20 protein-coding genes are annotated in these 23,893 nt (G+C 68.1%); 10 read left to right on the top strand and 10 right to left on the bottom strand.

Features of this window, described 5'->3' with window-relative positions; translation table 11 throughout:
- Nucleotides 1-70: 70 nt before the first annotated feature.
- Nucleotides 71-475 (bottom strand): hypothetical protein, encoded by a 405-nt coding sequence (locus tag MGN01_RS10430; protein ID WP_238257846.1) that lies wholly within the window; start codon nucleotides 473-475, stop codon nucleotides 71-73.
- Between the two features lie 271 nt (nucleotides 476-746).
- Here MGN01_RS10430 and MGN01_RS10425 point away from each other — a divergent pair, with 271 nt between their 5' ends.
- Nucleotides 747-1,922, top strand: a complete 1,176-nt coding sequence (locus MGN01_RS10425; protein WP_147046541.1) for a vWA domain-containing protein — start codon at nucleotides 747-749, stop codon at nucleotides 1,920-1,922.
- 129 nt (nucleotides 1,923-2,051) lie between these two features.
- Here the strand turns inward: MGN01_RS10425 and MGN01_RS10420 are convergent, their stop codons facing one another.
- Both MGN01_RS10420 and MGN01_RS10415 read right to left on the bottom strand, forming a co-directional pair.
- Complete coding sequence (locus MGN01_RS10420) at nucleotides 2,052-2,372, bottom strand: 2Fe-2S iron-sulfur cluster-binding protein (protein ID WP_147046540.1); 321 nt, start codon at nucleotides 2,370-2,372, stop codon at nucleotides 2,052-2,054.
- 179 nt (nucleotides 2,373-2,551) lie between these two features.
- Nucleotides 2,552-2,875, bottom strand: a complete 324-nt coding sequence (locus tag MGN01_RS10415) for an Hpt domain-containing protein (RefSeq protein ID WP_147046539.1) — start codon at nucleotides 2,873-2,875, stop codon at nucleotides 2,552-2,554.
- 286 nt (nucleotides 2,876-3,161) lie between these two features.
- On the opposite strand from MGN01_RS10415, the gene MGN01_RS10410 reads away from it, so the two are divergent.
- Nucleotides 3,162-9,248 (top strand): apolipoprotein A-IV repeat region-like domain-containing protein, encoded by a 6,087-nt coding sequence (locus MGN01_RS10410; RefSeq protein ID WP_147046538.1) that lies wholly within the window; start codon nucleotides 3,162-3,164, stop codon nucleotides 9,246-9,248.
- A gap of 293 nt (nucleotides 9,249-9,541) precedes the next feature.
- Here the strand turns inward: MGN01_RS10410 and MGN01_RS10405 are convergent, their stop codons facing one another.
- The 7 genes from MGN01_RS10405 to MGN01_RS10375 all read right to left on the bottom strand — a co-directional run bounded on the left by MGN01_RS10405 (nucleotide 9,542) and on the right by MGN01_RS10375 (nucleotide 16,317).
- Nucleotides 9,542-9,982: a DUF1489 family protein gene (locus MGN01_RS10405; protein ID WP_147046537.1), complete on the bottom strand. Its 441-nt coding sequence runs from the start codon at nucleotides 9,980-9,982 to the stop codon at nucleotides 9,542-9,544.
- Between the two features lie 27 nt (nucleotides 9,983-10,009).
- A complete protein-coding gene (locus MGN01_RS10400) occupies nucleotides 10,010-10,828 on the bottom strand; it encodes a hypothetical protein (RefSeq protein ID WP_147046536.1) in 819 nt (272 codons plus the stop codon).
- A gap of 112 nt (nucleotides 10,829-10,940) precedes the next feature.
- A complete protein-coding gene (mgtE, locus tag MGN01_RS10395) occupies nucleotides 10,941-12,314 on the bottom strand; it encodes a magnesium transporter (protein ID WP_147046535.1) in 1,374 nt (457 codons plus the stop codon).
- A gap of 219 nt (nucleotides 12,315-12,533) precedes the next feature.
- Nucleotides 12,534-13,106, bottom strand: a complete 573-nt coding sequence (locus tag MGN01_RS10390; protein WP_147046534.1) for a c-type cytochrome — start codon at nucleotides 13,104-13,106, stop codon at nucleotides 12,534-12,536.
- On the bottom strand, nucleotides 13,103-14,377 hold the full coding sequence (locus MGN01_RS10385) for a PQQ-dependent sugar dehydrogenase (protein WP_238257844.1): 1,275 nt from the start codon (nucleotides 14,375-14,377) through the stop codon (nucleotides 13,103-13,105). The genes MGN01_RS10390 and MGN01_RS10385 overlap by 4 nt, the downstream gene beginning before the upstream one ends.
- 144 nt (nucleotides 14,378-14,521) lie before the next feature.
- On the bottom strand, nucleotides 14,522-15,601 hold the full coding sequence (locus tag MGN01_RS10380) for an IS630 family transposase (RefSeq protein WP_147046533.1): 1,080 nt from the start codon (nucleotides 15,599-15,601) through the stop codon (nucleotides 14,522-14,524).
- Between the two features lie 134 nt (nucleotides 15,602-15,735).
- Entirely contained in the window at nucleotides 15,736-16,317 is a 582-nt protein-coding gene (locus MGN01_RS10375; protein WP_147046532.1) for a hypothetical protein, read from the bottom strand.
- A 405-nt stretch (nucleotides 16,318-16,722) separates the two neighbouring features.
- Between MGN01_RS10375 and MGN01_RS10370 the strand changes: the two genes are divergently transcribed.
- From MGN01_RS10370 to MGN01_RS10335, 8 genes are all read left to right on the top strand, one after another.
- Entirely contained in the window at nucleotides 16,723-17,271 is a 549-nt protein-coding gene (locus MGN01_RS10370) for a putative phage abortive infection protein (RefSeq protein WP_147046531.1), read from the top strand.
- A 441-nt stretch (nucleotides 17,272-17,712) separates the two neighbouring features.
- Nucleotides 17,713-17,904, top strand: coding sequence for a hypothetical protein (locus MGN01_RS10365; RefSeq protein ID WP_147046530.1), 192 nt, complete (start codon nucleotides 17,713-17,715; stop codon nucleotides 17,902-17,904).
- A 166-nt stretch (nucleotides 17,905-18,070) separates the two neighbouring features.
- Nucleotides 18,071-19,345, top strand: coding sequence for an MFS transporter (locus tag MGN01_RS10360; protein ID WP_147046529.1), 1,275 nt, complete (start codon nucleotides 18,071-18,073; stop codon nucleotides 19,343-19,345).
- A 160-nt stretch (nucleotides 19,346-19,505) separates the two neighbouring features.
- On the top strand, nucleotides 19,506-20,651 hold the full coding sequence (locus tag MGN01_RS10355) for an ABC transporter permease (protein WP_147046528.1): 1,146 nt from the start codon (nucleotides 19,506-19,508) through the stop codon (nucleotides 20,649-20,651).
- 129 nt (nucleotides 20,652-20,780) lie between these two features.
- Complete coding sequence (locus tag MGN01_RS10350; protein ID WP_238257853.1) at nucleotides 20,781-21,515, top strand: ABC transporter ATP-binding protein; 735 nt, start codon at nucleotides 20,781-20,783, stop codon at nucleotides 21,513-21,515.
- 69 nt (nucleotides 21,516-21,584) lie between these two features.
- On the top strand, nucleotides 21,585-22,667 hold the full coding sequence (locus MGN01_RS10345) for an MlaD family protein (protein ID WP_147046527.1): 1,083 nt from the start codon (nucleotides 21,585-21,587) through the stop codon (nucleotides 22,665-22,667).
- Nucleotides 22,668-22,826: 159 nt separating this feature from the next.
- Entirely contained in the window at nucleotides 22,827-23,402 is a 576-nt protein-coding gene (locus MGN01_RS10340; RefSeq protein ID WP_147046592.1) for an ABC-type transport auxiliary lipoprotein family protein, read from the top strand.
- A 103-nt stretch (nucleotides 23,403-23,505) separates the two neighbouring features.
- Complete coding sequence (locus tag MGN01_RS10335; RefSeq protein ID WP_147046526.1) at nucleotides 23,506-23,781, top strand: hypothetical protein; 276 nt, start codon at nucleotides 23,506-23,508, stop codon at nucleotides 23,779-23,781.
- Nucleotides 23,782-23,893: the final 112 nt, after the last annotated feature.

The raw sequence follows: 23,893 nt of genomic DNA, 5'->3' as shown, positions 1-23,893 counted from the left end.
TGGTCTATCCCGTGAGGCTGCGGCGTCCTCACCTTTGGCCGGCCGCTTCGTATCCTGCCCTTACGAGGGATCAGTCGTCCCGCTGCGCCTCGTCGTCGTCGTCCAGCAAGGACGGAGCCGGAGGCGCTGCCGCCGGTGTCTCATCCGGCAGGCTGCAGCGATAAACCACCTCGTCGGGCGCCCCCATGGCGGCGTTGATCGGTACCGCTACGGTATCCCCGTGAAAGCGCCACTTGCGGGTGCCCTTGTCCCAGTAGAGCCACACTGTCTCGTCATGGCCCTTCACGTCGAACACGGCAGCCTTTTTCGACATGGCCCGTACTGTTCGCGGCTCGTAGAGCCCCTTGCGGCGGTAGGCATCACGGAACTGCTGCGGCTGACGCTCGATAAGAGTGTTATGGACGATTTGAATCGTGGCGCCCGGCTTCCTTAGAAACCGTTTGAAATCGCTCAAGGAACGCAAGACGACAGTCATCGCAACCATCCGGTCGACAAGTCCCGGTACGCAGGACATGTGTTCGATGACTTGATTGTCAGCTTCATGACAGAGTCGATGACTCTCAAAAGCCGTGGCCGTGACATATCCACCGAATTTCGATTCTTTCCACAGTCCAGTGACGACTCTGTCGTCAGGGTTGCGGATTCGTTAGCCAAGTCACGACAAACGCTCAGGGTTCGCTCACGCAAGCGTGACAGTTCGCGGCCGCCCTTGACCCCTGCCTCCGGCTCGGGTGGTGTGCCCCCCGATGCTGCTCAACCTCTTCACCGCGTTACGAGAAGCCAAGGTTCCGGTCTCCCTCCGCGAGCACCTGACCCTGGTCGATGCCCTCGGGCGGGATCTTGCGGGCAAGCGCGTCGAGGACTTCTACGTCCTCGCCCGCACCGCCCTGGTGAAGGACGAACGTCATCTCGACCGATTCGACCGGGTTTTCGGTCAGGTCTTCAAGGGCTTGGAAACGGTGGGCGAGGCCGTGGAGCCTGCCGCGATTCCCGAGGAATGGCTACGCAAGCTCGCGGAGAAGTATCTGACCGACGAAGAAAAGGCCGAGTTGAAGGCGCTCGGCTGGGACAAGCTGTTCGAGACGCTGAAGCAGCGGCTCGCCGAGCAGAAGGAGCGCCACCAGGGCGGCTCCAGATGGATCGGCACCGGCGGCACCTCCCCGTTCGGCGCCTACGGCTACAACCCGGAAGGCATCCGGATCGGCCAGGATCGCAACCGCAACTTCCGGGCCGTGAAGGTCTGGGACAAGCGCGAGTTCAAGGATCTCGACGACGGCGTCGAACTCGGCACGCGCACCATGCGGATCGCGCTGCGGCGGCTACGCCGCTTCGCCCGCACGGGCGCCGCCGAGGAACTCGATCTCGACAGCACGATCCGCGAGAGTGCGCGCCAGGGCTATATCGATGTGCGGCTGCGCCCGGAGCGGCGCAACGCCGTGAAGGTGCTGCTCTTCCTCGATGTCGGCGGCTCGATGGACTGGCATGTCGGGCTGGCCGAGGAGCTGTTCTCCGCCGCACGGGCCGAGTTCAAGCATTTCGCCCATTTCTACTTCCACAACTGCCCCTACGAATCCGTCTGGACCGAGAACAGCCGGCGCCACGACGAGCGCACGTCGCTCACCGACGTGATCCGCACCTACGGCTCGGATTATCGGGTGGTCTTCGTGGGGGACGCCTCGATAAGCCCCTACGAGATCGCCATGGCGGGCGGCTCGGTGGAACATTGGAACGAGGAGCCCGGCCAGGTTTGGCTGAACCGCGTGCTCGACCATTTTCCGAAAGCGGCCTGGCTCAACCCGGTGCCCGAGGCGCATTGGGCCTACACGCAGTCCATCGGCATGGTCCGGCGGATCTTCTCCGATCGGATGTTTCCGCTGACGCTCGACGGGATCGACGCGGCAACGCGCTCGCTGCTGAAGTGAGAGCGCGAAGGGGAACAGCAGCGAGTCCTCGAACACCTTGCCGGCGACCCGCTAGAGGATCGACGCCCCAGTCGCCGACGCGATCGAGTCACCGTCGCGGTGCAGTCCGATATGCGGCGGCTCGCACCTTCAGCCTTGGCGGGCCGGCGTCGTCACCTTGAGACCGTCCAGCTCGGGAGTGATCCGGATCTGGCAGGACAGCCGGGAACTCGCGCGTACGTCGCTGGCGAAGTCGAGCATGTCCTGCTCCATCGGCTCCGAGGGACCGACCGCCTCCATCCACTCGGTGTCGACATACACGTGGCAGGTGGCGCAGGCACAGGCTCCGCCGCACTCGGCATCGATGCCGGGGACGTTGTTGCGGATCGCCGCCTCCATAACGGTCGATCCAACCTGCCCGTCGATCGTGCGGGCCGTGCCTGCGTGATCGACGTAGGTGATCTTGGGCATGCCTTGCTCCGCGGTCGTGCCGATGCGCCTCAGGCGCGTGTCGATGGGCCTTCGGCCCGCTTGTTGGAGGGGCACGGACTGGAATGCAAGCACCGAGAGGGTTTTGGCGGGTCTTCGTGCGCCTAGGTCGCATGGCGAGCGCGCATGACGCCCTGCGAGGCTTCACGCCCTGCGAGGCTTCAGTCCAATACAGCCAGCGTCGCTGCCACCGCCTCGGCGAGGGCCTGGGCCCGGCGCGCCGCGCTGGTGCTGCCAGTGCGTAGCGCGTCCTCGGTCTCGGCAGCGCGTGCGGCCGCCCGCGTCGCCCCGACGCCGAGGGCCGAGCCCTTCAGGGTATGGGCGAGATCGGCCCGGTCGGCCTCCGGTCGGGCGGGGTCGATGATGCCCGGCACGAGCTGCCGGCACTGCTGCGCGAACAGGCCGAGAAGTTCGTCCGCCAGGGCCTCGTCGCCGAAGGTCTGGGCCGCGAGATGGGTCCGATCGAGCAGCGTTTCGTCGCCCAAGTCCGCCTCCCGACTCGATTTTCCAGATCGCGTTATGATTTGCGGCCGAGCTGTCCACAGCGGCGTCCGGCCCGGCCCGCTCGGTTTAAGCGTTGGCTTGTCGAGAGATAAGTCCTGCACCCGAATGCCCTGGCCGGCTTGGTAACCATTCCGTTAAGGTTTTTCCTCGCTCCCGCAGCGCTTGGGTATCCGCCACCCGGTACGGTGACTAAACTTCCGGGCAATACGGGTAATCTCGCCTTCAGCCGGCCCTGGCCGATGGGGGCGATGCGTAATGAGGCATCGCATGGCCACCGAGAAGAAGCTGAAGGATCCTGCGGAGGCCGCCCTCTCCGCGATCGAGCAGGCTCTGGCCCTGGACATGTCGAAGCTCGACCTGTCCGCCGAGGGCAATGCGCGGGGCTCGTTCGAGCCGCCGATGGGCCTGCCGCTGGCCAACGATGAGGGCCGGCAGGCCTCCGATCGGCTCGAGCCACGCATGCCCGATGTCGGCGACAACGATCCGCTCTCCGATCCGAGCGGCCGGGTCGCTCCCCCTCCCCTGGATTTCGGCAAGGATGCCGGCCAGCCCGAGCGCGCCCGCTCCCGGCGCGAGGGTGGCCTGCTGCCGCCCGACCGCTCGCTCGTCGCCAATGACGACCGCCAGAGCATCGGTGCCCTCCAGCAGACCCTCCGCGTACGCCCGTCGCGCAAGCCCTACGTCTATGCAGCGGTGCTCTCGTTCCTGTGGCTCAACGGCCTGATCGCCCTGGCCTGGAACCAGTCCGGCGGCGACCTCAGGACCTACCTGGCCGGCCTCACCGCCCTGCAGACGGCCGTCGGTGCAACGGCCCTGGCCGGACCGATCCTGCTCTTCCTGATCACCGCGATGCTGGCCGTGCGCGCCCAGGAAATGCGGCTCGTCGCCCGCGCCGTCGGCGAGGTCGCCCTGCGCCTCGCCGAGCCGGAATCCTTCTCCACCGACGCCGTGCTGACCATGTCGCAGACCGTGCGCCGCGAGGTTGCCGCCGTCGGCGACGGCGTCGAGCGGGCGCTGGCCCGCGCGGGCGAGCTGGAGACCCTGGTGCGCGGCGAGATCGCCACCCTGGAGCGCGCCTATTCCGACAACGAGATCCGCATCCGTACGCTGGTCGACGAACTGGTCGCGCAGCGTGAGTCCATCGTCGCCAACGCCGAGCGCGTGCGCGGGGCCATCACCGGCTCGCACCAGAACCTGAGCCAGGAGCTCGAAGGCGCGGCCGAGCGCATCGTCAGCGCGGTCACCGGCGCCGGCGACCGTGTCACCGGCGCCCTGGAGAGTCGCGGCGAGGCCATCACCGGCGCGCTCGGCGAGGCCGGCGACCGGGTGGTCGGCCTGGTCTCGACCCGCGGCGACGAGCTGATCGCGCGCCTGCTCGCCACCAGCGAGAGCGTGCGCGCCGGCATCGTCGAATCCGGCGACGCCATGACCCGGTCCTTCGAGACCCGCGCCAACGAGGTCGCCCACGCTTTCGAGGCGGCGAGCGGCAATCTCACCGCGAGCCTGGCGGATACCGGCACCAGCGTCATCGACCGCCTCGACCGCCAGAGCGGCGAGATCCGCCAGACCTTCGAGCGCTCGGCGCAGGGTCTGGAGGCGGCCTTCCTGTCGCGCGGCGGCGAGCTGTCCGAGCGCTTCGCCGCGACGGGCTCCGAGATCACGGCGCGCTTCGCCGAGACCGGCGAGGCCTTCCGCCGCGATTTCACCGCCGCCGGTCTGTCGCTCACCGATGACATCTCCGCCCGCGGCGCGCAGCTGCGCAGCGAGATCGAGGCGGCCGGTGCCGGCGTCTCCGACACGATCGAGGCCCGCGGCCGCGATGCCCAGGCGGCACTCGCCCTCACCGCCAGCGGCGTCGTCGAGACCTTCACGGCCCGCGCCGGCAGCGTGCGCGACGAGCTGGCCTCCTCCGTCGAGGAGATCGCCGGCAGCATCGGCGAGCGCGGCGCGGAGCTGGTCGGCCGGATCGAGACGGTGGCCCAGCGCCTGCACGAGACGGTTACCGTCCACGGCGCCGAGCTCGGCAACGGGCTCGATGCCTCGGCAACCCGCGTCAGCGAGCTGATGACGCAGCGCGGCCGCGAGGCCGCCGCCGAGGTCGAGGCGGCGCTCGGCCGGCTCGGCACCGGCTTCGAGGGACAGACCGGCGAGGCCGTCGCCCGCTTCCGCGATGCCGCCGACAGCGCCGGCACCGCGGTCGTCGAGCGGCTCGCCGCAGCCACGCTGCGCTTCGAGGAGGCCTCGCAAGGGCTCCGTCAGGCTGCCGACGACTCCGCCGGCCATGTCGAGGCGCGCACGGTGCAGATCGTCGACCGCTTCCGGCAGGCCTCGCAGGGCGTTGCCAGCGAGATCGGCAACCAGGCCGATACCTCGCTCCAGGCCGTCGAGAGCGCCATCGGCCGGCTCGGTGAAGAGCTCACCGCCCGCGCCCAGGAGGCGACCGCCGCCTTCGCGCTGGCCTCGGCCGGTGCCAAAGAGGCGCTCGGCGCCCGCATCAGCGAGCTGGAGGCGAGCTTCGGCGACCACGGCAGCAACCTGACCGGCCTGCTCTCCAGCCATGCCGACGAGGCGCAGAACCGTCTCGCCACGGCCGGCCGCGACATCGTGCTGGCCATGACCAGCCAGGCCGCTCGCATCAACGACGCGCTGACCCGGACGGGCACCGCCTTCGCGGAGACCGCCGATACCCGCGCCCGCGCCATCGACGAGGTGCTCAACACCCGCCTCTCCGACCTGCAGGAGACCATCGCCCTCGGCGACATCCTCGCCGACAAGATCTCGCGCGACACCGGCGCGGTCGGAGCGCAGCTCGAAGAGATGGACCGGATCATCTCGGTCCAGGGCAAGTCGGTCGCCGACCGCATCGCCGAGCGCACGCAGGCCCTCGACGAGGCCCTCGCGACCCGTGCCGGCGAGATCGACGAGCGCATCGAGCGCCGCACCTCCGACCTCGTCGCCCGCCTCGACGAGAGTGCCGGCCGGATCGATACCGGCGTCATCAGCCGCCTCGACGCCGTCGGCAGCAGCCTGGAAGAGCGCGTCCGCGGCTTCGACGAGACCATCGGCGCGCGCCTCGAGCGCCAGACCTCCGACCTCGTCGCCCGCCTCGACGCGAGCGCCGGGCGCTTCGACAACGGCGTGCTCAGCCGCCTCGACGCCGTCGGCACGGCGCTGGAGGAGCGTGCCCGCGCCCTTGACGAGACCCTCGATGCCCAGGCGGTCGACGCCGTCCGCCTGATCGAGGCGCGCCTGCGCACCGCCACCGAGGATCTGGCCCACCGCACCCGCGACATCGTCTCCTTCGTGGAGTCGCGCAGCAGCGGCACCAGCGAGACGCTGGCCAGCCATGCCGACGCGATCCGCCGCGCCTTCGACGAGCGCACGGAGAGCCTGGAGCGGCTGTTCGAGGAGCGCACCGCCGCGGTGGCCTCGACCATCGACGAGCGCGGCAACATGGTGGTCGGCTCCCTCGGCGGGCGCCTCGGCGAGATCGCGCGCGTGTTCGATGACGGCGGCGCCTCGATCGCGCAGGTCCTCGACCAGCGCGGCCAGACCATCCTGTCGAGCCTGCGCGCTATCGTCGACGAAGCCGACCGTCTCCTCGGCGACGGCGCCGGCCGCCTCGGCGAGGCCGTCACCACCCGCACCCAGGAGATCCGCGACCTGATCGACGGCCGCGCGCAGGAGCTGGCGCGCATGGTCGAGGAAGGGACCGGCGCGATCCGCAACCATCTCGACACCGGTACGGACGCGTTCCGCGCCAGCATCGACGAGCGCGTCCACGGCATCCGCACCGTGCTCGACGGCCATGCCGGCGAGATCCGCGGGCTGCTCGACAGCCACGCCAACGTGCTCGGCGAGGGCTTCGATGCCCGCATCCGCCCGCTGCATGACGGGTTGGCCGACAAGGCCCGCGAATTCCTCTCCGTGGTCGAGGCCGGTCTCGGCCACACCACCGGCGCCATGGAGAGCCGCACCAACGCGCTCGCCTCGATGTTCGACGAGCGCCTGAACCGCCTCGACGGCCTGTTCGAGAGCCGCGCCGCGGCCCTCGCCCAGCAGGTCGATCAGCGCGCCGAGGCCATTACCGGCGTGTTCGAGAACCGCAGCCAGGACTTCACCAACCGGATCGACAACCGGATGAAGACCTTCGCCACGCTCGTCGCCTCCCGCGCCGATGCCCTGGCCGAGGCCTTCGACGACCGTCACGAGGCCTTCGCGTCGCTCGTGGACGAGCGCATCGCCAGGACCATCGCCGCCATCGACGAGCGCGTCGGCAAGCAGGCGGCGCTGGCCGAGGCGCATGCCACGGCGCTCGCCCAGGTGCTCGACCAGCGCAACGAGGCCGTCGCCGCCCTGCTCGAGAGCCGCAACGCCGCGATCGCCGAGCAGCTGCGTCAGCGGACCGAGGCCGCGGCCGGCCTGATCGAGTCCAGCGTCGAGAGCCTCGCCCGCCGTCTCGACGGCAGTGCCGAGACCGTCGCCCGCACCCTCGAGGGGGGCACCGCATCGCTGGTCGAGACCATCGACGGCCGCGGCCGCGCGGTGATCGACGGCATTGCGACCCATACCGATCGCCTGCGCAGCACCATTGACGGACCGGCCGCCGCGGTGGTGGCCGCCCTGTCCGAGCGCGGACAGGCGATCGAGCGGGCGCTCGCCGAGCACGGCACGCCGCTGGTGGAGGCCCTGCGCGAGCGCGCCGACGAGTTCGTCGCCCGCACCAGTGAATCCGCCGAGGCCCTGCGCCAGGCGATCGAGGAGGGCGCGGCACGCTCCACCGCCACGCTCACCCAGGCCAACGAGACGCTGGGACGCAACCTCGGCAGCGTGCTCTCCCGCATCGACGACGCTAACAGCACCATGCGCGAGCTGGTCACTGGCACCGAGGGCAATCTCGGCGCCATCGAGCAGGGCCTGGCCGGCCGGGTCGACCAGATCCAGGCCGCCCTCGCTGAGATCTCCGGCGAGACGAGCCGCGCCACGGACGGCGTGTCGAGCCAGGTCACGGCGCTGCGCGAGGTCTCGCAGGGCGTCCTCACCGAGGCCGCGGCACTGGCCGCCTCGCTCGATGCCCGCAGCCGCAGCCTTGGCGAGCAGACCGAGGCTCATGTCGCCAGCCTCACCGGCGCCGCCGGCTCGATCGAGACGATCGAGGGGCGCCTCGCCGAGACCCTGAAGGCCCGCCACAGCGAGGTCGAGGGTGTGCTCGCCCGGATCGAGGAGCGCTCGGCCGCGCTGGAGGCCCAGTCGGCCCAGTTCTCCAAGTCCGTCGAGGAGACCCTGCGGGCCGCCGAGGCCCGTGCGCGCGAGATCGGCGAGAGCCTGTCGCAGGCCGCCCAGGCCGCCGGCAGCAGCGTCGCCGGCGATTTCGAGCGCCTGCGCTCGGGCGCCGACGAGCAGAGCGAGCGCACCGTCGCCGCCGTGAAGGCGACGATCGCCTCGGCCTCGGCCGAGATGACCCAGGCACTCTCCACGGCCTCGACGGGCTTCGGCGAATCCGTGGCCGCCATGAACGCCATGGCCGCCGAGATCCGCCGGGAGCTCGACGCCACCCGCGCCGAGATCCAGCGCGGCGTGCTGGAGATCCCGCGCGAGACGCAGGACCAGACCAGCGAGATGCGCCGCGTTGTCTCCGAGCAGATCGAGGCGCTCAACGCCCTGGCGAGTCTGGTCTCGCGCTCGACCCGCGGCGCCGACGTCGCCCTGCCGCAATCGGTCGAGCAGCGCCGCGTGGCCGAGGCGGGACGCAAGGCGGCCGAGCCCGCGGCGAGGGCGACCGCCCAGGCCGCTCCGGCTGCTGCCCCCGCGCCCTCCCCGGCCCCGAGCGGCTTCCGCGTGACCTCTCCCGCCGCCTCGCCGGGCAATGCCGGCCAGGCGCGGCCGACCCAGGTGGCCGCTCGCGCCGGCAACAACCGCGGCTGGCTCTCCGACCTGCTGACCCGCGCCTCGCTCGACGAGGACGAGGCTCCGGCACCGGCTGCCGCTGCCCCGGCCTCTCTCGCCAGCCGCACCACGCTGGACAGCATCTCCACGGACATCGCCAAGATGGTCGACCATCAGGCCGCGGTGGACCTGTGGAGCCGCTACCGCCGCGGTGAGCCGAACCTGTTCGACAGCCGCCTCTACACGGCGCAGGGCCGCCAAACCTTCCAGGATCTGAAGCAGCGTTACGCCCAGGACGGCGAGTTCCGCCGCACGGTCGACCGCTACGTCAGCGAGTTCGAGCGGCTCCTCGGCGAGGTCACCAAGAACGACAAAGACAGCAAGCGCGCCGACGCCTACCTCACCTCCGAGACGGGCAAGGTCTACACGATCCTGGCCCATGCCAGCGGGCGGTTCGACGAGATTTGAGGGGGTTGAGGCTCTCTCAAGCCTGACCCGGGCGACGACCGCCGCGGGCAAATGGACATAGAGAAGGGGGCGCAATCTCGAGGGATTGCGCCCCCTTCTTCATGCCGGGGACAGCTGTGCAGCCGAAGCCGGTGCAATATTCCTGCTCGGTAGAGTGTCCGACAGGCATCTCGGATGCTCGCGGTCCGGGGGGCGCGTCGCTTGGGGCTCCCTTTTCCGCGGCTCGATGCCGACGTCGACGTGCCCGCTCTTCTGGACGCTGTGCTGGGCTCGCGGAGCTGGGCGCCCTTCCCTCAGATCAATCCCAGAGACGCCAGCTCCCGCCGCAGGGTCTCCGGCATCTCGCCGAGATCCCCGGCGGTGGCGGCGTCGAGGTCGCGTGGGGCGTCGCGCTGGGTGAGGTAGCGCCAGCCCTGGAAGGGCCGGCAGGGGCGCGGGGTCACCGGCCTCACCTCAGGATCGAGCACCAGATGGCAGCGGCCGATGCCGTCTGTGCCGGTGAAGGGCTCGATGGCGATGATGGCCTGCCGGCAGAGCAGCGTGCCCTTGATCACCCAGTAGATCGAGCCCTTGCCGGCGATCTCTCCCTTGCGCTTGGGCACCATCCGCGTGGTGTGAAAGGTCCGCGGCTCCTGGCCGAGGCCGATCATCTCGGCGCGCCTGCGGGCGATGTTGGCTTCGAGGTCGCCGATCGAGGCCGGTCCGACGGCGAGCTTCAGCAGGTGCAGGGCCATGCCCGGCTTATAGGATGCTGGCCGCCCTCAAGAGAACAGCGCGATCTTCTCCTCGATGCTGAGCCTATCGAGATCGCCGAAGGCGAGGGCGAGGTCATCGTCGTCGGGCTCGCGCAAGGCGACCGGTGCAGGCCCGGGCTCCTTGATCTCGGCGGGAGGCTCCGAGGTCTCGGCCCGTGTCTCGCTCGGCAGGAAGTCGAGGTCATGCTCCCCGAATTCGTCTTCCAGCGGCGGCGGCACGGCCGCGGCCTGGCTTGGTTCGGAGGAGGCCGGCGCGGCCGCCTCGCCGATCTGCCCGGCGATCCGCGCCTCGAGATCGCACAGTGTCTCAACGAGGAGGCCGGTGCGCTGGGCGGCGAGATCCTGGGCCGAGCAGGCCGTGTAGATGGTGATGGCGCGGCGATCGAGCACGTCGCAGAGCTCGGCATCTGCCCCTTTCTCGCGCAGGCCCCAGGCCGCTTCCTGGATGGCCTCGGCCGCGCCGAGGATTTCCGCGGTGGCCCGCTCGGCCTTGTGCAGGAAGCTTTCCAGGGTATCGGGCGCCGCCCCCTCGCCGCCCTCGGCCGGGGTCCCTGCTGCGATGGCGACGCGGGTCTGGGCGATGCGGTCCGCCATGGCCGACAGCGCCTCGTGTAGCGCGTCCGGCTCGGAGGCCGGTGCGATGTCCCGCGTGACGACGCCCTCCAGGCGGTGGATCGCCTGGAGCAGCGTGTCGGTATCCGCGCCGCGGTGGCGGCGCGCGAATTCCGCGAGGAAGCGACGGCCGCGCTCGGATTCGGCCAGGGCCGACTCGATGATGTCGTACTCGGTCTGGTCGAGCTGTGACGGCGAACCGGAACCCATCATGGAGCGAACGTCCTTGTCGACCGGCGATCCGCATACTGACCGGTCCTAAGTCCGGAGGATTGTCGTCGATCGTGTTTAACGGGGGCTTACGTCACTCGCCCGGCTTTATCCTTCACAACAGCGTTCCACGCAGGATGATCGCGGCCACGCCAAAATAAATCACCAGTCCCGAGACATCGACGAGCGTGGCCACGGCCGGCGCCGAGGCGCTGGCCGGATCGAAGCCGAGGCGACGCAGCAGGAAGGGCAGCATCGAGCCGGTCAGCGAGCCGAAGGTGACGATGCCGACGAGCGCCGCGCCGACCGTGAGCGCCACCAGCCCCCAATGCGCGCCGTAATCGTGGAAACCGAGCCATTGCCAGGCGGCGATGCGGGCCATGCCGAGGCCGCCGAGGATCGCGCCGAGCGCGATGCCGGTGGGGAGTTCGCGCAGCGCCACGCGCCACCAGTCGCGCAGGCGCACCTCGTCGAGGGCGAGCGCGCGGATCAGCAGCGAGGTCGCCTGCGAGCCGGAATTGCCGCCCGAGCTCATGATGAGCGGGATGAACAGGGTGAGCACGATCGCCTTCTCGAGCTCGTCCTGGAAGCCCTGCATGGCCGAGGCCGTCATCATCTCGCCAAGGAAGAGCACGGCGAGCCACCCGGCCCGCTTCCTCAGCATCTCGCCGAAGGAGATGCGCAGGTAGGGCTCGTCGAGGGCCTCCATGCCGCCGAAGCGCTGGACCTGCTCGGTCTGGCGCTGGACCATGGCGTCGATCACGTCGTCCACGGTGACGATGCCGATGAGATGCCCGGCCCCGTCGACCACGGGCACGGCGAGGAGATCGTATTTCGAAATAAGCAGCGCGGCGTCGTCCCGGCTGGCGAGGCCCGAGATCGTCACCGGCCGCCGGCCGGGCGCGGCGGAGAGGACGCTGGCGCCGGGCTCGGCCGAGATCAGCCGGCGCAGGGGCACGGCCGCGCGCAGCACGTGGCTCGCGGGGTCGAGGACATACACGGAATAGACCGTCTCGCGGGTGCGCTCGACCCGGCGGATATGGTCGAGGGTCTGGCCGACGGTCCAGTGGGCCGGCACGCTGACGAACTCCGTCGTCATGATCGATCCGGCGCTCTCCTCCGGATAGGCGAGCAGCGCGCGGATGGTGGCCTGCGTCTCCGGGTCGAGGCGTTCCAGCAGATCGGAGCGGCCCGGCTCCTCCATCAGGCGGAAGACGTCGGCGAGGCGGTCGGCGGCCATGCCGGCGAGCAGCGGGCCGGCCCGGTCGCGCGGCAGCGCCTCGACGATCTCGACCGCCTCGTCGAGGCCGGGCTGGTCGAGCACCTCGACGGCGCGCTCGGCACCGAGTCCGAGCAGGACGGAGGCGGCCACCTCCGGGGGCTGCTGGTTCAGCGCCTCGACGATATCGGGCGCGCTCTCGTCGCGCAGCCGGGCCGCGAGCACGGCCGGATCGGCCACCGGATCGCGCAGGGTGACGAGGTCGTTCATGGCTCACCTCTCTTGGCCGGCCGCCTCCGGGCGGCCAGGGTGAGCCGATCCGCGAGATCAGGCCCCGGCAGCCGGAGACGGCATGGACGATCGACTGGAACTGTCGCTGGGCATGGCGGGGCTGGGGTGCGGATGGGGCGCGACGCCCGTGTGACGGACGCCGCGGCGGCACGGATGAGCCGATCGCCGGGTGGCGTCAAGCCGGCTCGTGGCGCGGCGTCAGAGCCCGGAGATGTAGGCGGCGAGATCGGCGATCTCGTCGTCCTTCAGATCCTGCGCCGCCTCGTTCATGGCCGCATCGTAGCCGGGCCGGGCGTTGGAGCGGTAGCCGGCGAGCGCCGCGGCGAGATACTCGCGGCGTTGCGCCCGGATGCGCGGGATCGCGTCCTGCCCGGTGAGGTCGGGGCCGTGGCAGGAGGTGCATTGATGCTTGGCCAGGGCGGCCTTCGCCCGCTCGGCGAGCGCCGCATCGGCCGCCGGCCCCGCGGCCTTCGCCGGAGGCAGGGCGGCGATGGCGTCGGCGAAGGCGCGCAGGTCGTCGTCGGAGAGGCCCTTCGCCATCTCGTTCATCGGCGGGGCCGTGCGCTGGCCCTCGCGGAACTGGAAGAGCTGCGTCACCACGTAATCGGCCCGCTGGCCGCCGAGCGAGGGCACGCCCTCGGTTGCGGAGGTGCCGCTCTCGCCGTGGCAGCCGAGGCAGGCCGGCAGGCGCTCGGCCACCGTCTCGGCCCCCGCCCCTCCCGCGAGGAGGAGCGCCGCGGCCCCCATCAATCCCGCGAGACCCCGCCTCATTGCGCGGCGCTCACGCGGTAGATCGCGCCGTTATAGTCGTCCGAGACCAGCATCGAGCCGTCCTTGATGAACAGCACGTCGACAGGCCGGCCGACATATTTGTTGTCCTGGAGGAAGCCGGTGAGGAACGGCTCCACCGCGGAGACCTTCCCGTCCGCGCCGAGGCGCGCCACCACCACGTCGCCGCCGATCTTCTGCGTGCGGTTCCAGGAGCCGTGCCGAGCGATGAAGATCTGGTTCCTGTAGCCCTCGGGGAACCCCCCACCCGTGTTGAAGCGCATCCCGAGCGAGGCGCTGTGCGGCCCGAGCAGCGCGGCCGGCGGCGTGAACTCCTGGCAGGAATGCCCCCAGCCGTATTCCGGATCGGTGAAGCTGCCCTGGTGGCAGAACGGGAAGCCGAAATGCTGCCGGCCCGGCTCGGTGAGCACGTTCAGCTCGTCGTTCGGGATGTCCTCCGAGACCCAGTCGCGCCCGTTGTCGGTGAACCAGAGCTGCCCGGTCGCCGGGTTCCAGTCGAAGCCGACGGTGTTCCGCACGCCGCGGGCGATCACCTCGGCGTTCTTGCCGTCGAGGTCCATCCGCCGGATCTGGGCGTGGGTCTCGGGCGGCATGTTGATGTTGCCCGGCGCGCCGACCGGCACATAGAGCTTGTTGTCCGGCCCGATGGCGATGAACTTCCAGCCATGCGCCTCGTCCTTCGGCAGGTCGTCGGTGACGAGCGTGCCCTTGCCCGGATCGTCGAGGTGCCCCGCGATGTCGTCGTAGCGCGTGATCCGCGAGAGCTCGGCGACGTAGAGCGCCCCGTCATGCACCGCGACGCCGTTCGGCCGGTGCATCCCCGAGAACAGGGTTTTGACCACGCGCTTGCCCTCGGCATCGGGCTGCGGCAGCACGGCGTAGACCTTGCCGACGGTGCGGGTGCCGACGAAGACCGTGCCGTCCGGCGCCTGGACCATGGAGCGGGCATTGGCGAGCCCGCTGGCATAGACCTCGACCTTGAACCCCTCCGGCACCTTGAACTTGTCGAGCGGCAGCTTGGCGGCTGCCGTGGCCAGCGGCGGCCCGGAGATCGGCGCGAGCTTCGAGGCCCCCGCCCCCTCCGGCCGCCCGTAGAGCGCCGAGCCCTTGTCGACCGGCGCGGCCGCGGGCGCCGCAGCCGGGGCCGCCGCCTTCGGGGCCGCCTCCTGAGCGAGGAGCGGCAGCGGCGCGAGCATCCCTGCCCCCAGGCTCGCGACCAGGGCGGCAAGGCCCACGGACAGGCTCGATCTCATCACGTCACTCCCGGTTCCGGGCCGACCTTCGCCGCGACCCGGTTGGGATACTTTATTCAACCCGTGCGACGGTTTCGCCAAGGCGTGGAATGGGTGGCTCGCGGTCGTTTGATCTAAAGCAGCGCTGCCATTGTATGGCAACGACTAGTGGCGCGAGTCTAACACTTGGTGCCCGCGCTTTGCGGCTTGGATGATGCGATCCGGGTCAGCGGTCCAGACGAAGGGCTTTGGTTGGCGGTTGGTCTCGGCGACGAAGCGTTTGATGGCGGCCTGGACGTCGACCAGTGATCGGAACACACCGCGTCGCAGCCGCTGCTGCGAGAGCTTGGCGAAGAAGCCCTCGACGGCGTTGAGCCAGGACGCCGAGGTCGGCGTGAAGTGGAAGGTCCATCGCGGATGCCGGTCGAGCCAAGCGCGCACCTTCGGGTGCTTGTGAACCGCATAGTTGTCGAGGATCGCATGCACGACCTTACCGGCTGGCACGGCTGCCTCGACCGCGTTGAGGAAGCGAATAAACTCCTGGTGGCGATGCCGTTGCATGCAGCGGCCGATCACCTTGCCTTCCAGGACGTTCAAGGCGGCAAACAGCGTCGTGGTGCCGTGGCGGATATCGTCATGGGTGCGCGTCGTGGGTCGGCCTGGCTTTATCGGCAGGGAGGACTGTGTTCGGCTCAGCGCCTGGATCTGAGACTTCTCGTCCACTGAGAGCACCACGGCATGAGCGGGCGGATCGACATAGAGTCCGACGATGTCACGCAGCTTGGCCGCGAAGGCCGGATCGGTGGACCGCTTGAACTGACGGACCCGGTGCGGCTGCAAGCCGTGTCCACGCCAGATGCGCTGGACCGATGAGACGCTGATGGCCGCAACCTTGCTCATGGCCGCGGCGGTCCAATACGTGGTCTCTCCGGGCGGATCCCCCTGCGTCGGCGCCACCACGCGTTCCGCCACCTCCGGCCCGAGAGGCGCTATGCCCGCCGGGCGCGTCTTGTCCCGCAGCAATCCCTCGACGCCCTCCTGAGCAAACCGCTCCTGCCAACGCCAGACCGCTGTCTTGGACACGCCGGCCTCGCGCATGATCGCATGCGTGCCCAAACCAGCGGCGCTCAGCAAGACGATCTGGGCGCGCCAGACATGCTTCTGGGCTGTGTTCCGGTCCCCGACGATCGACGCGAGCCGGTCGCGATCCGAAGGCGTGAGAGTGAACGAGATGCCATGCCACATCCCCACAGACTCGCATCACAACCCCGAACTCGAAACCCCAAACGGGCTCAAACGTCAGATTTCAGCCACTAGCTGACGATCTTGAAGCTTTGGTTTTCCGGCTGCTGATGTTAAAAAACGAGGCGCGCGCTGCGTCAATTCTTGTAACTAAACGCCTTCCATTCTCGGTCAAGTTCCATAAGTCGTTCCGGAATCAGCATTCGGAATTCGTTGCCGGCTTGGCGAATCACTACTGTCGGCCGCTTATGATTTACGATGTGTCGCGCCTCGAACGGTGTCGGGTTCAGAGGACTGGTGCCGAAGTCGTTCAGGTTCTTTATGTTCGCAGCGGACCAGAACTCCGCAAAGTCCCGTAAGCGATTAATGAATTTCTCGTAGTAGCTGTCGACCATCTGAACGATCCGTACAGCGGCGCCACGCTCTTTCAGGCTCATTTCAGCGATCATATTCAGGGCGGTTTCCTCGTCGCCGTCGAAGTTGAAGCTATTTGCCGTCCGGATTGCGTCCTCCGGCTCAACCACTGGACGGTAGTTTCGGATCAGCGCGGTAGTGCCGCGCATCTGGCCGAACTCGACATCGCGACTGAGAACACTTCCTCGCCGGTAGCCGGCAGGGCCGTACCCCTTTACCTCCAGTCCCTTGGCGTCGGTGATGGTCTCGGTAAGCCGAAGGACTGCATTACTACGATCCTTCAGGTGGCGGAGCTGCTGCTGCACCTTGGGTGACTTCGCACGGAGGCTTCGGTAAAGCAGCGAAGCGTCGTTTGCAGCGCCCTTTAGTGATGCGAGAGTTTTCAGCTTCCCCTGCAGTAAGGGGAGGGAGGCTAACAGGTAGTCCTCCTGTTTATTGAGCTTCTCCCGAGCTCTATATTCCCGCTCGGTATCGTCAGCGTGGTCGGCACAGCAATGCCCAATGACCGACGCGACCTGCAACTCCAGGCATGTTACCGATTCTCCGATGCGGAAGCCTACACGCGCCTTGGGCAGGTTGGGGACTTCTTCGGCGGTGTTCTCAATCCGCTCCTGACGTTCCTAACGTTCATCGGCGTACTTGCCACAATTTTTCTTCAACGTGAGGAGCTTAAGGAGACGCGAGAGGAGGTTTCGTGACAGGCTGATGCTTTGGAAACTCAGCTCGACGCCATCGCGAAGCAGAATTTCGAAGCAACTCTCTTTCAAATGCTTTCGTTGCACAGCGCAAATGTGAATGAGTTGCGTGGGTTTGATGGAAACCGCCTCCCGATTAGTGGACGTGCTGTGCTCGCCCATTATGTTACAGAATTAAGCCGGACGTACGCCAATCCTGCCATTAAAGGTTACGATCCAACTGATTTGAACTTGTGGGCAAGTGTCTACCGAGATTTCTGGAACAGTCATCGAGATGCTCTTGGTCACTATTTCAGATTGCTCTACAATATGATCCGATTTCTTGAGACGAAGACCCCGCGAGTCGGCGAGGCTACTAATAAGACCGCTCGGATAGAGTACATGAGAATCATCCGCGCGCAGCTCTCAGACGCGGAGCTGGTTCTTATATTTTACAATTGCTTCTCAGAGCATGGCGAACGTTTGTTGCAGTACGCTAGAAACTATAATCTCTTCGATAATCTAGATGAGAATTTGCTTTTTAATGGAAGTCATAGAGAAAAACTCCGCGAGCTAAAAAGATGAATGTTTATAAAAATTACATAAACTACTGTTGATGTTTGCTTTGGTATTATATAATTCCTGTGAATCCGGCTTCGATATTCTGCTCTTCTGAAGCAGTCTGTCTGCATTTGGGCAGTTCCCTGCAAGCCATCGACCGGGTTGCGGCTAACACCATCGGGATCGCGTTCGCTCCAAATCCGACGCAATTTTTCAGCCGAGGGACATGCCCCGCAGAAATACGGCACCGTCGATAAAATGTGCGGCGGATCACAGACATTGTAGAAAGCGAATGAAAATCTGCGGTCTGTATTCGCGAATATTGAACAGCAAGAAAAATTCGATCGACAGCTTGGCCGCGGATCGCCCGGTAACTGCGCCGCTTTCGAGCGACGCAGCCTCTGTGTCACCTGGCGTAAATCCTCATCGCTCTCGCCGCCTCGCGACGCCTAGGAGGTTTTGGCTATGGCTACACTTCTTGCTCGCGGTTCTCTCCCCACCAATTCCAGCACGACCGGCAAGCACGGCACGCGCGCCGGCACCATCCTGACGCTCGTCGTCTGTACGCTGGCGGCCCTGACGCTGCTGACAGTTTCCGTGCGCTACGGGATCACCGCGGAACCCGTCCTCGAGCCCGTCGCGGCGGCCTCCGAGTAACGGGCCTGCGGCGCCTTCCCCGTCTGCCGGGTTCGGTGGAGCGGGTCGAACGAGTGGCCCCGGCGCGAGGGTTCTTGCGCTCGGGCGCTGACGAACCACACGCGCCGCGGCGCGTGACGCGGGCAGGCTGTCCCTCCGCGCATGGACGAAACCGGGTCGGACGTGCATGCGTCCGGCCAGTCTCCGTCGCCCCGTTCCCTCCGTGCCCCCTGCCCCGCCCCCGCCCGGCCCAAGCGACGCGCCCAACGCCTTCCGGCTGGCGCTGCTCTACACCGTGGTTTTCGTCGAGATCGGCATCGCGATGCCGTTCATGCCGGTCTGGCTGAACACCCTGCATCTCGATGCCGGGCTGATCGGCGGGCTGCTGGCCCTGCCCATCGCCATCCGCATCGTCGCCACGGCGCCGCTGATGGGGCTGATCGACCGGGGGATTTCGGCCCGCAGCCTTCTGCTCGTGGGCAGCCTGGTTCTGGCCGCGACCTACGCGCTGATGCCGGCCGGGGCCGCAATCGGCTGGGGCGTGCTCGCCGGGCTGATCGCGGTCAACGCCGTGGCCGCGGCGCCGATGGTCGCGAGCATCGACTACCTGACGCTCGCCGCCGTGCGGCTCTCCGCCGAACGGGAGGCCGGCTCCGTGCGGGAGGGCGCGAAAGGGGCCCGGAGGAAACTCGATTATCCGCGCATCCGCATGGCCGGCTCGATCGGGTTCCTGGGGGCGAACCTCGCCGGGGGCGCCCTGTTCGGGGTGCTCGGCGAGGCCTTCGCGGTGCCGCTTCTGCTCACCGGGCTGGCGCTGATCGCTTCCGCCGTCGCCTATGCCAGCCGGGACGTGGCGGGACAGGCGGGACACGCGTCCCACGCCACCGGGCGCCCTCGCTTGCCCCGGGTTCTGTGGCTGGCCATCGGCGCGGCCGCGCTGATCCAGGCGAGCCACGCGGCGATCTACGCCTTCGGCTCCATCGCCTGGAGCACGGCCGGGGTGCCCGGCGCCTGGATCGGCACGCTCTGGGCCATCGGCGTCGCCGCCGAGATCCTGCTCTTCGCGGTGATCGGCCGGCTGCCGGCGCCGTGGCGCCAGCCCTTCCGGCTCCTGGCGCTCGGCGCCGCCGCCGCGATCGTTCGGGCCATCGGCATGGCGCTGGCCGGCGACTCGCTGCCCGCCCTCGTCGGCCTGCAGATGCTCCACGCCTTCACCTTCGGCGCTACGCATTTCGGCGCGATGAACGCCGTCTCGAGCCTCGCCCCGGACGGCGCCCGCGGCCGGGCGCAGGGAACGGTGAGCTCGGCCACCGCCCTGTGCTCGTCCCTGGCGACCCTCGGTTGCGGCGTCGTCTACCGGAGCGCCGGGCCGGCGGTGACCTTCGCCATGATGGCCCCGCTGGCGCTGGCCGGGCTCTGCCTCGTCGGGCTCGCCGCCCGGGCCTCCCGGCGCGCGGGATGATGCTGCGCGTGAGCACGCGGGCCATGTTTCCCGTATGCGTGGCAGGTGTGAGCACGCGGGATAGCTTCAGGCGGCCGGCAAAGACACGCTTTGGTCACCATGTTGACCTCATGATGGAGGCCATCCCCGCCCCAGGACCGGACCCGGAGACCCCTTTTCCGTGCTGATCGAAGCCGGCACAGCCCATCCCGACGCGGCCGGCGCCAGCCTCGGCGCGGGCGGCGCCGTCGCGCTCACGGGCCGCTGGACCGCCGACCAGGGCCCCGCCGTCGAGCGCGCGGCGGCTGCTATCGCATTGCACGGACAGACGAATCCGGTTCTCGTCGATCTCGCGGACATCGTCCGGCTCGACACGCTCGGGGCCTGGGTGCTGGAGCGGACGCGGGCCGAGATCGAGGCGGCGGGCGGGCGGCTCGCCTACGTCAACCCACGGCCGGAACACAAGATTCTGCTCGGCGAGGTCGCCCTGCGCCCGGCCGAGGTGCCGGCGGCGCCGCGCGTCGCCTGGGCCTTCGCGGTGCTCGATGGGATCGGCCGCAGCGTGGTCGTCGGCGGGCGCGAAATGCTTGCCGGCCTTTCGTTTTTGGGCGAGGTGGTGGCCGCGATCGGGCGGGTCGCGCTGCGCCCGTCGAGCTTCCGTTTCACGGCTCTGGTCAACCAGCTTGAGGCGATCGCCTATCGCGGCGTGCCGATCATCGCGCTGATCTCTTTCCTCGTCGGCGGCATCGTCGCCCAGCAGGGCATCATCCAGCTCCAGCGCTTCGGCGCCCAGAGCTTCGTGGTGAACCTCATCGGCATCCTCGTCCTGCGCGAACTCGGGGTGCTGCTCACATCGATCATGGTGGCGGGCCGTTCGGGCTCCGCCTTCACCGCCGAGATCGGCTCGATGCGCATGCGCGAGGAGGTCGACGCCCTGCGCGTGATGGGGCTCGATCCGATCGAAATCCTGATTGTTCCCAGGATCTTGGCGCTGATGATCGGCCTGCCGATGCTCGCCTTCATCGCCAATCTCGCCGCGCTTGCCGGCGGCGGCGTCACGGCGATGATCTATGGTGGGCTGACCTCGGAGGGCTTCCTCTCGCGCCTGCAGAGCGCGGTGTCGGACCGCCACCTCTGGGTGGGTCTCGCCAAGGCGCCCTTCATGGCCCTCACCATCGGCATCATCGCGACGATCGAGGGCTTCGCCGTGCAGGGCTCGGCGGAGTCGCTGGGCCGCCACGTGACCGCCTCAGTCGTCAAGTCTATTTTCATGGTCATCGTGCTTGATGGGTTGTTCGCGGTGTTCTTCGCCGCGATCGAATTCTAGAGCAGGATCAGCGCTTTGGGCGCGGGACCTCAATCGGGACGCAATGTGACCTCATCGCCTCGCCAGCCGGGCCAGGACGCCATCATCCGCGTGCGCGAGCTCGTGGTGGGCTTCGGCGCGCGCAACGTGATGAAGGGGCTCGACCTCGACATCTGGCGCGGCGAGATCCTGGGCTTCGTCGGGCCCTCGGGGCAGGGCAAGTCCGTGCTCACCCGCACGATCCTCGGCCTCATCCAGAAGCGCGCGGGCACCATCGAGATTTTCGGCGAGGACGTCGACAATCTCACGCTGCATCGCCGGCGCGAGCTAGAAAAGCGCTGGGGCGTCCTCTTCCAACAGGGCGCCCTCTTCTCCGGGCTGACGGTGAAGCAGAACATCCAGATGCCGATGCGTGAGCACCTGAACCTCTCCGAGCGGCTGCTCGACGAGTTCGCGCGTCTCAAGATCGAGATGGTCGGCCTTAAGCCGGACGCCGCGGACAAGTACCCCTCGGAGCTGTCGGGCGGCATGATCAAGCGCGCGGCGCTCGCCCGCTCGCTGGCACTCGATCCCGAAATCCTCTTCCTCGACGAGCCGACCTCCGGGCTCGACCCGATCGGCGCGGGCGAGTTCGACGAGCTCGTCGCCACCCTCAAGCAGACGCTCGGGCTGACGGTGTTCATGGTCACCCACGACCTCGATAGCCTCTACACGGCCTGTGACCGCATCGCGGCGCTGGGCGACGGCAAGATCATCGCCGAGGGACCGATCGAGGCTATGCTCGCGAGCGATCATCCCTGGCTGCGCTCGTATTTCCACGGCAAGCGTGCGCGCGCAATCATGCCGCGGCCAAGCGCCCAGCTCGCGAGCGCGGTCCATGCGTGACGCGCACTCGCGCCTCGCGTGCCGTTGCGCACCGAAGCACAGCCTCGAACCGAACAGACGGGTGAACTGATGGAGACCCGTGCCAACTACGCGCTGATCGGCGCCTTCACCATCGCGGTCGTGCTCGCAGGCTTCGGTTTCGCGTTCTGGCTGAACGGCGGCTCGCGCAGCGCGGCGAACCAGGCGCTGCGCATCGTCTTCTCCGGCAGCGTCGGCGGCCTCGCCAAGGGCTCGACCGTCTCGTTCAACGGCATCAAGGTCGGCGAGGCGACCGACGTGCGCCTGCTGCCCCAGGATCCTCGCCGGGTGGTGGCCCTTGTTGAGGTGCTGCCTTCCACGCCGCTGCGTGCCGACACCCGCGCCCGCCTCGACTCGGCCATGCTGACCGGCGTCTCGCAGATCTCGCTCTCCGGCGGCAGCGCCGATGCTCCTGCCCTCAAGCCGGCCGCAGACGACTCTATTCCGACGATCTTCGCCGATTCCAGCGACATCCAGGACATGATGGCAGCCGCGCGCCAAATCGCGCAGCGTGCCGACGACATGCTCTCGCGCCTCGACAAGGTGATCTCCAGCAACGAGGGTGCCATCAGCCGCACGCTCGCCAACGTCGACACCTTCTCCAAGGCCCTGGCCGATGCCGGCCCGGCGATCGGTACGCTGGTCAAGGCGATCGACGGCGAGAAGCTCAACCGCGTGATCGACAACGTCGACCGCTTCTCCTCAGCACTCGCGAATTCGAGTCCGAACATCGAGGCCGGCCTCACCGATGCCCGCGCGATGATGGCCAAGCTCAATTCCGCCTCCGACCAGATCGATGCCGTGCTGAAGGGAGCGCAAGGGTTCCTCGGCTCGGCCTCGGGCGAGCAGGGTTCCTCGACCTTCGCCGAGATCCGCGAGGCCGCGATCTCGGTACGTGACGCCGGTAAGGCTTTCCGCTTGCTGTCGGAAAATCTCGACAAGCGCACGGCTAACATCTCGTCGAGCGTGACCCGCCTCAGCGGGTCGAGCCGCCGCGAGGTCGAGGCCTTGGCGAGCGACGGTCAGCGTACGCTGAACACCCTCAACCGTGCCGCCAAGAGCCTGGAACGCGACCCGTCGCAGGTGATCTTCGGTGGAAAGCCGTCGTTGCCGGAATACAACGGTGGCCGCTGAAGACTGCGCTGACCGCCGAATGTGCCGCGGCGCACGGGCACGTGCCAAGCTTTGCCGTATTTTAGTGTGGTGGGGCCGTTTGCGGCCCGTGGAGTGCGGACGACTTCGCCCATGACGACGGCCTCGACCTTCGCGTTCCCGGCGCTTTGCCGTGGCCCGATGCGGCTGCGGGCGGCCGGGCTTGCGCTGGTCGCCGTGGGTCTCGCCGGATGCGGGGGCGGGGCCACGCCGCTGACCTTCGACCTCGCCGCAGTTCCCGGCAACGCGCGTGCGGCCGCTTCCTCGCGCTCAATCGTCGTGGCCGAGCCGATCGGGCTGCAGACGCTCGAAGCCGATCGCATCCTGGTGCGTGAGGCGAACGGCTCGCTCTCATTCCTGGGTGGTGGGCAATGGTCGGACCGGCTGCCGCGCCTGATCCAGACCCGCATCATCCAAAGCCTGGAGAATTCTGGCCGGCTGCGCTCGGTGACGCGTCCGGGCGACAAGGTCGTCTCGGACTACCAACTCGTCAGCGAGATTCGTGAGTTCGATATCGCCGCCGGTTCCCGCGAGGCGGTGGTCGACATCTCCGCCAAAATCATCGCGGAGAGCAGTGGCCGGGTGGTCAACGCCAGAATCTTCTCGGCCCGCGTCCCGGTTTCCGCCGTTGATGCCGGCAATGCCGCGGTCGCTCTCGACGCGGCGCTCGGCCGGGTGCTCGCCGATATCGTGCACTGGGTGAATTCGGGCCGCTGATCGAAGCCGAGCCCTGACCTGGCCAAAGTTCTGCGAGGTTTGGCTCGAAGGTTCCGGAGCCTAGCGGCTCTGCAGGCTAGTCAGCAGGGGCTGGGGCTCGCTGATGCTTCTGCGCGGGCCTGACGATCTCGGCGTGCATTTCTGCAATCCCGCCTATGACGGACCGGTCGACGCGCTGTTCGACTACACGCTGTCGAATGGCCAACTGGAGCATGATCTCGCGCCCGGCCCCCCTGATCTTTCTAAGCGAACGCGCGCTGGGCCTTTTCCTGGTAACGGCGCAGCGGCTCCCCTCATCGCGTGGCAGGTGGATTTCGAACCCGAGGCAAGGTGGGTGGTTGGCTATGGAAGGGAAGGCGAGGTTGGCCCCAACTGGTAGGGCGTCGGCGCTGTGGAAAACCCCTGTCCGATACCAGACCCTCTCGGAACACGCCTCGGCATGTGTCGTTCCTCGACTCCCGAAGGGGCTCCCTCCCCTGTCGATCTCCCCA

This window comes from Methylobacterium gnaphalii, assembly GCF_007992215.1.
GTDB lineage: Bacteria > Pseudomonadota > Alphaproteobacteria > Rhizobiales > Beijerinckiaceae > Methylobacterium > Methylobacterium gnaphalii.
This window is presented reverse-complemented; position numbering and strand designations above follow the sequence as displayed.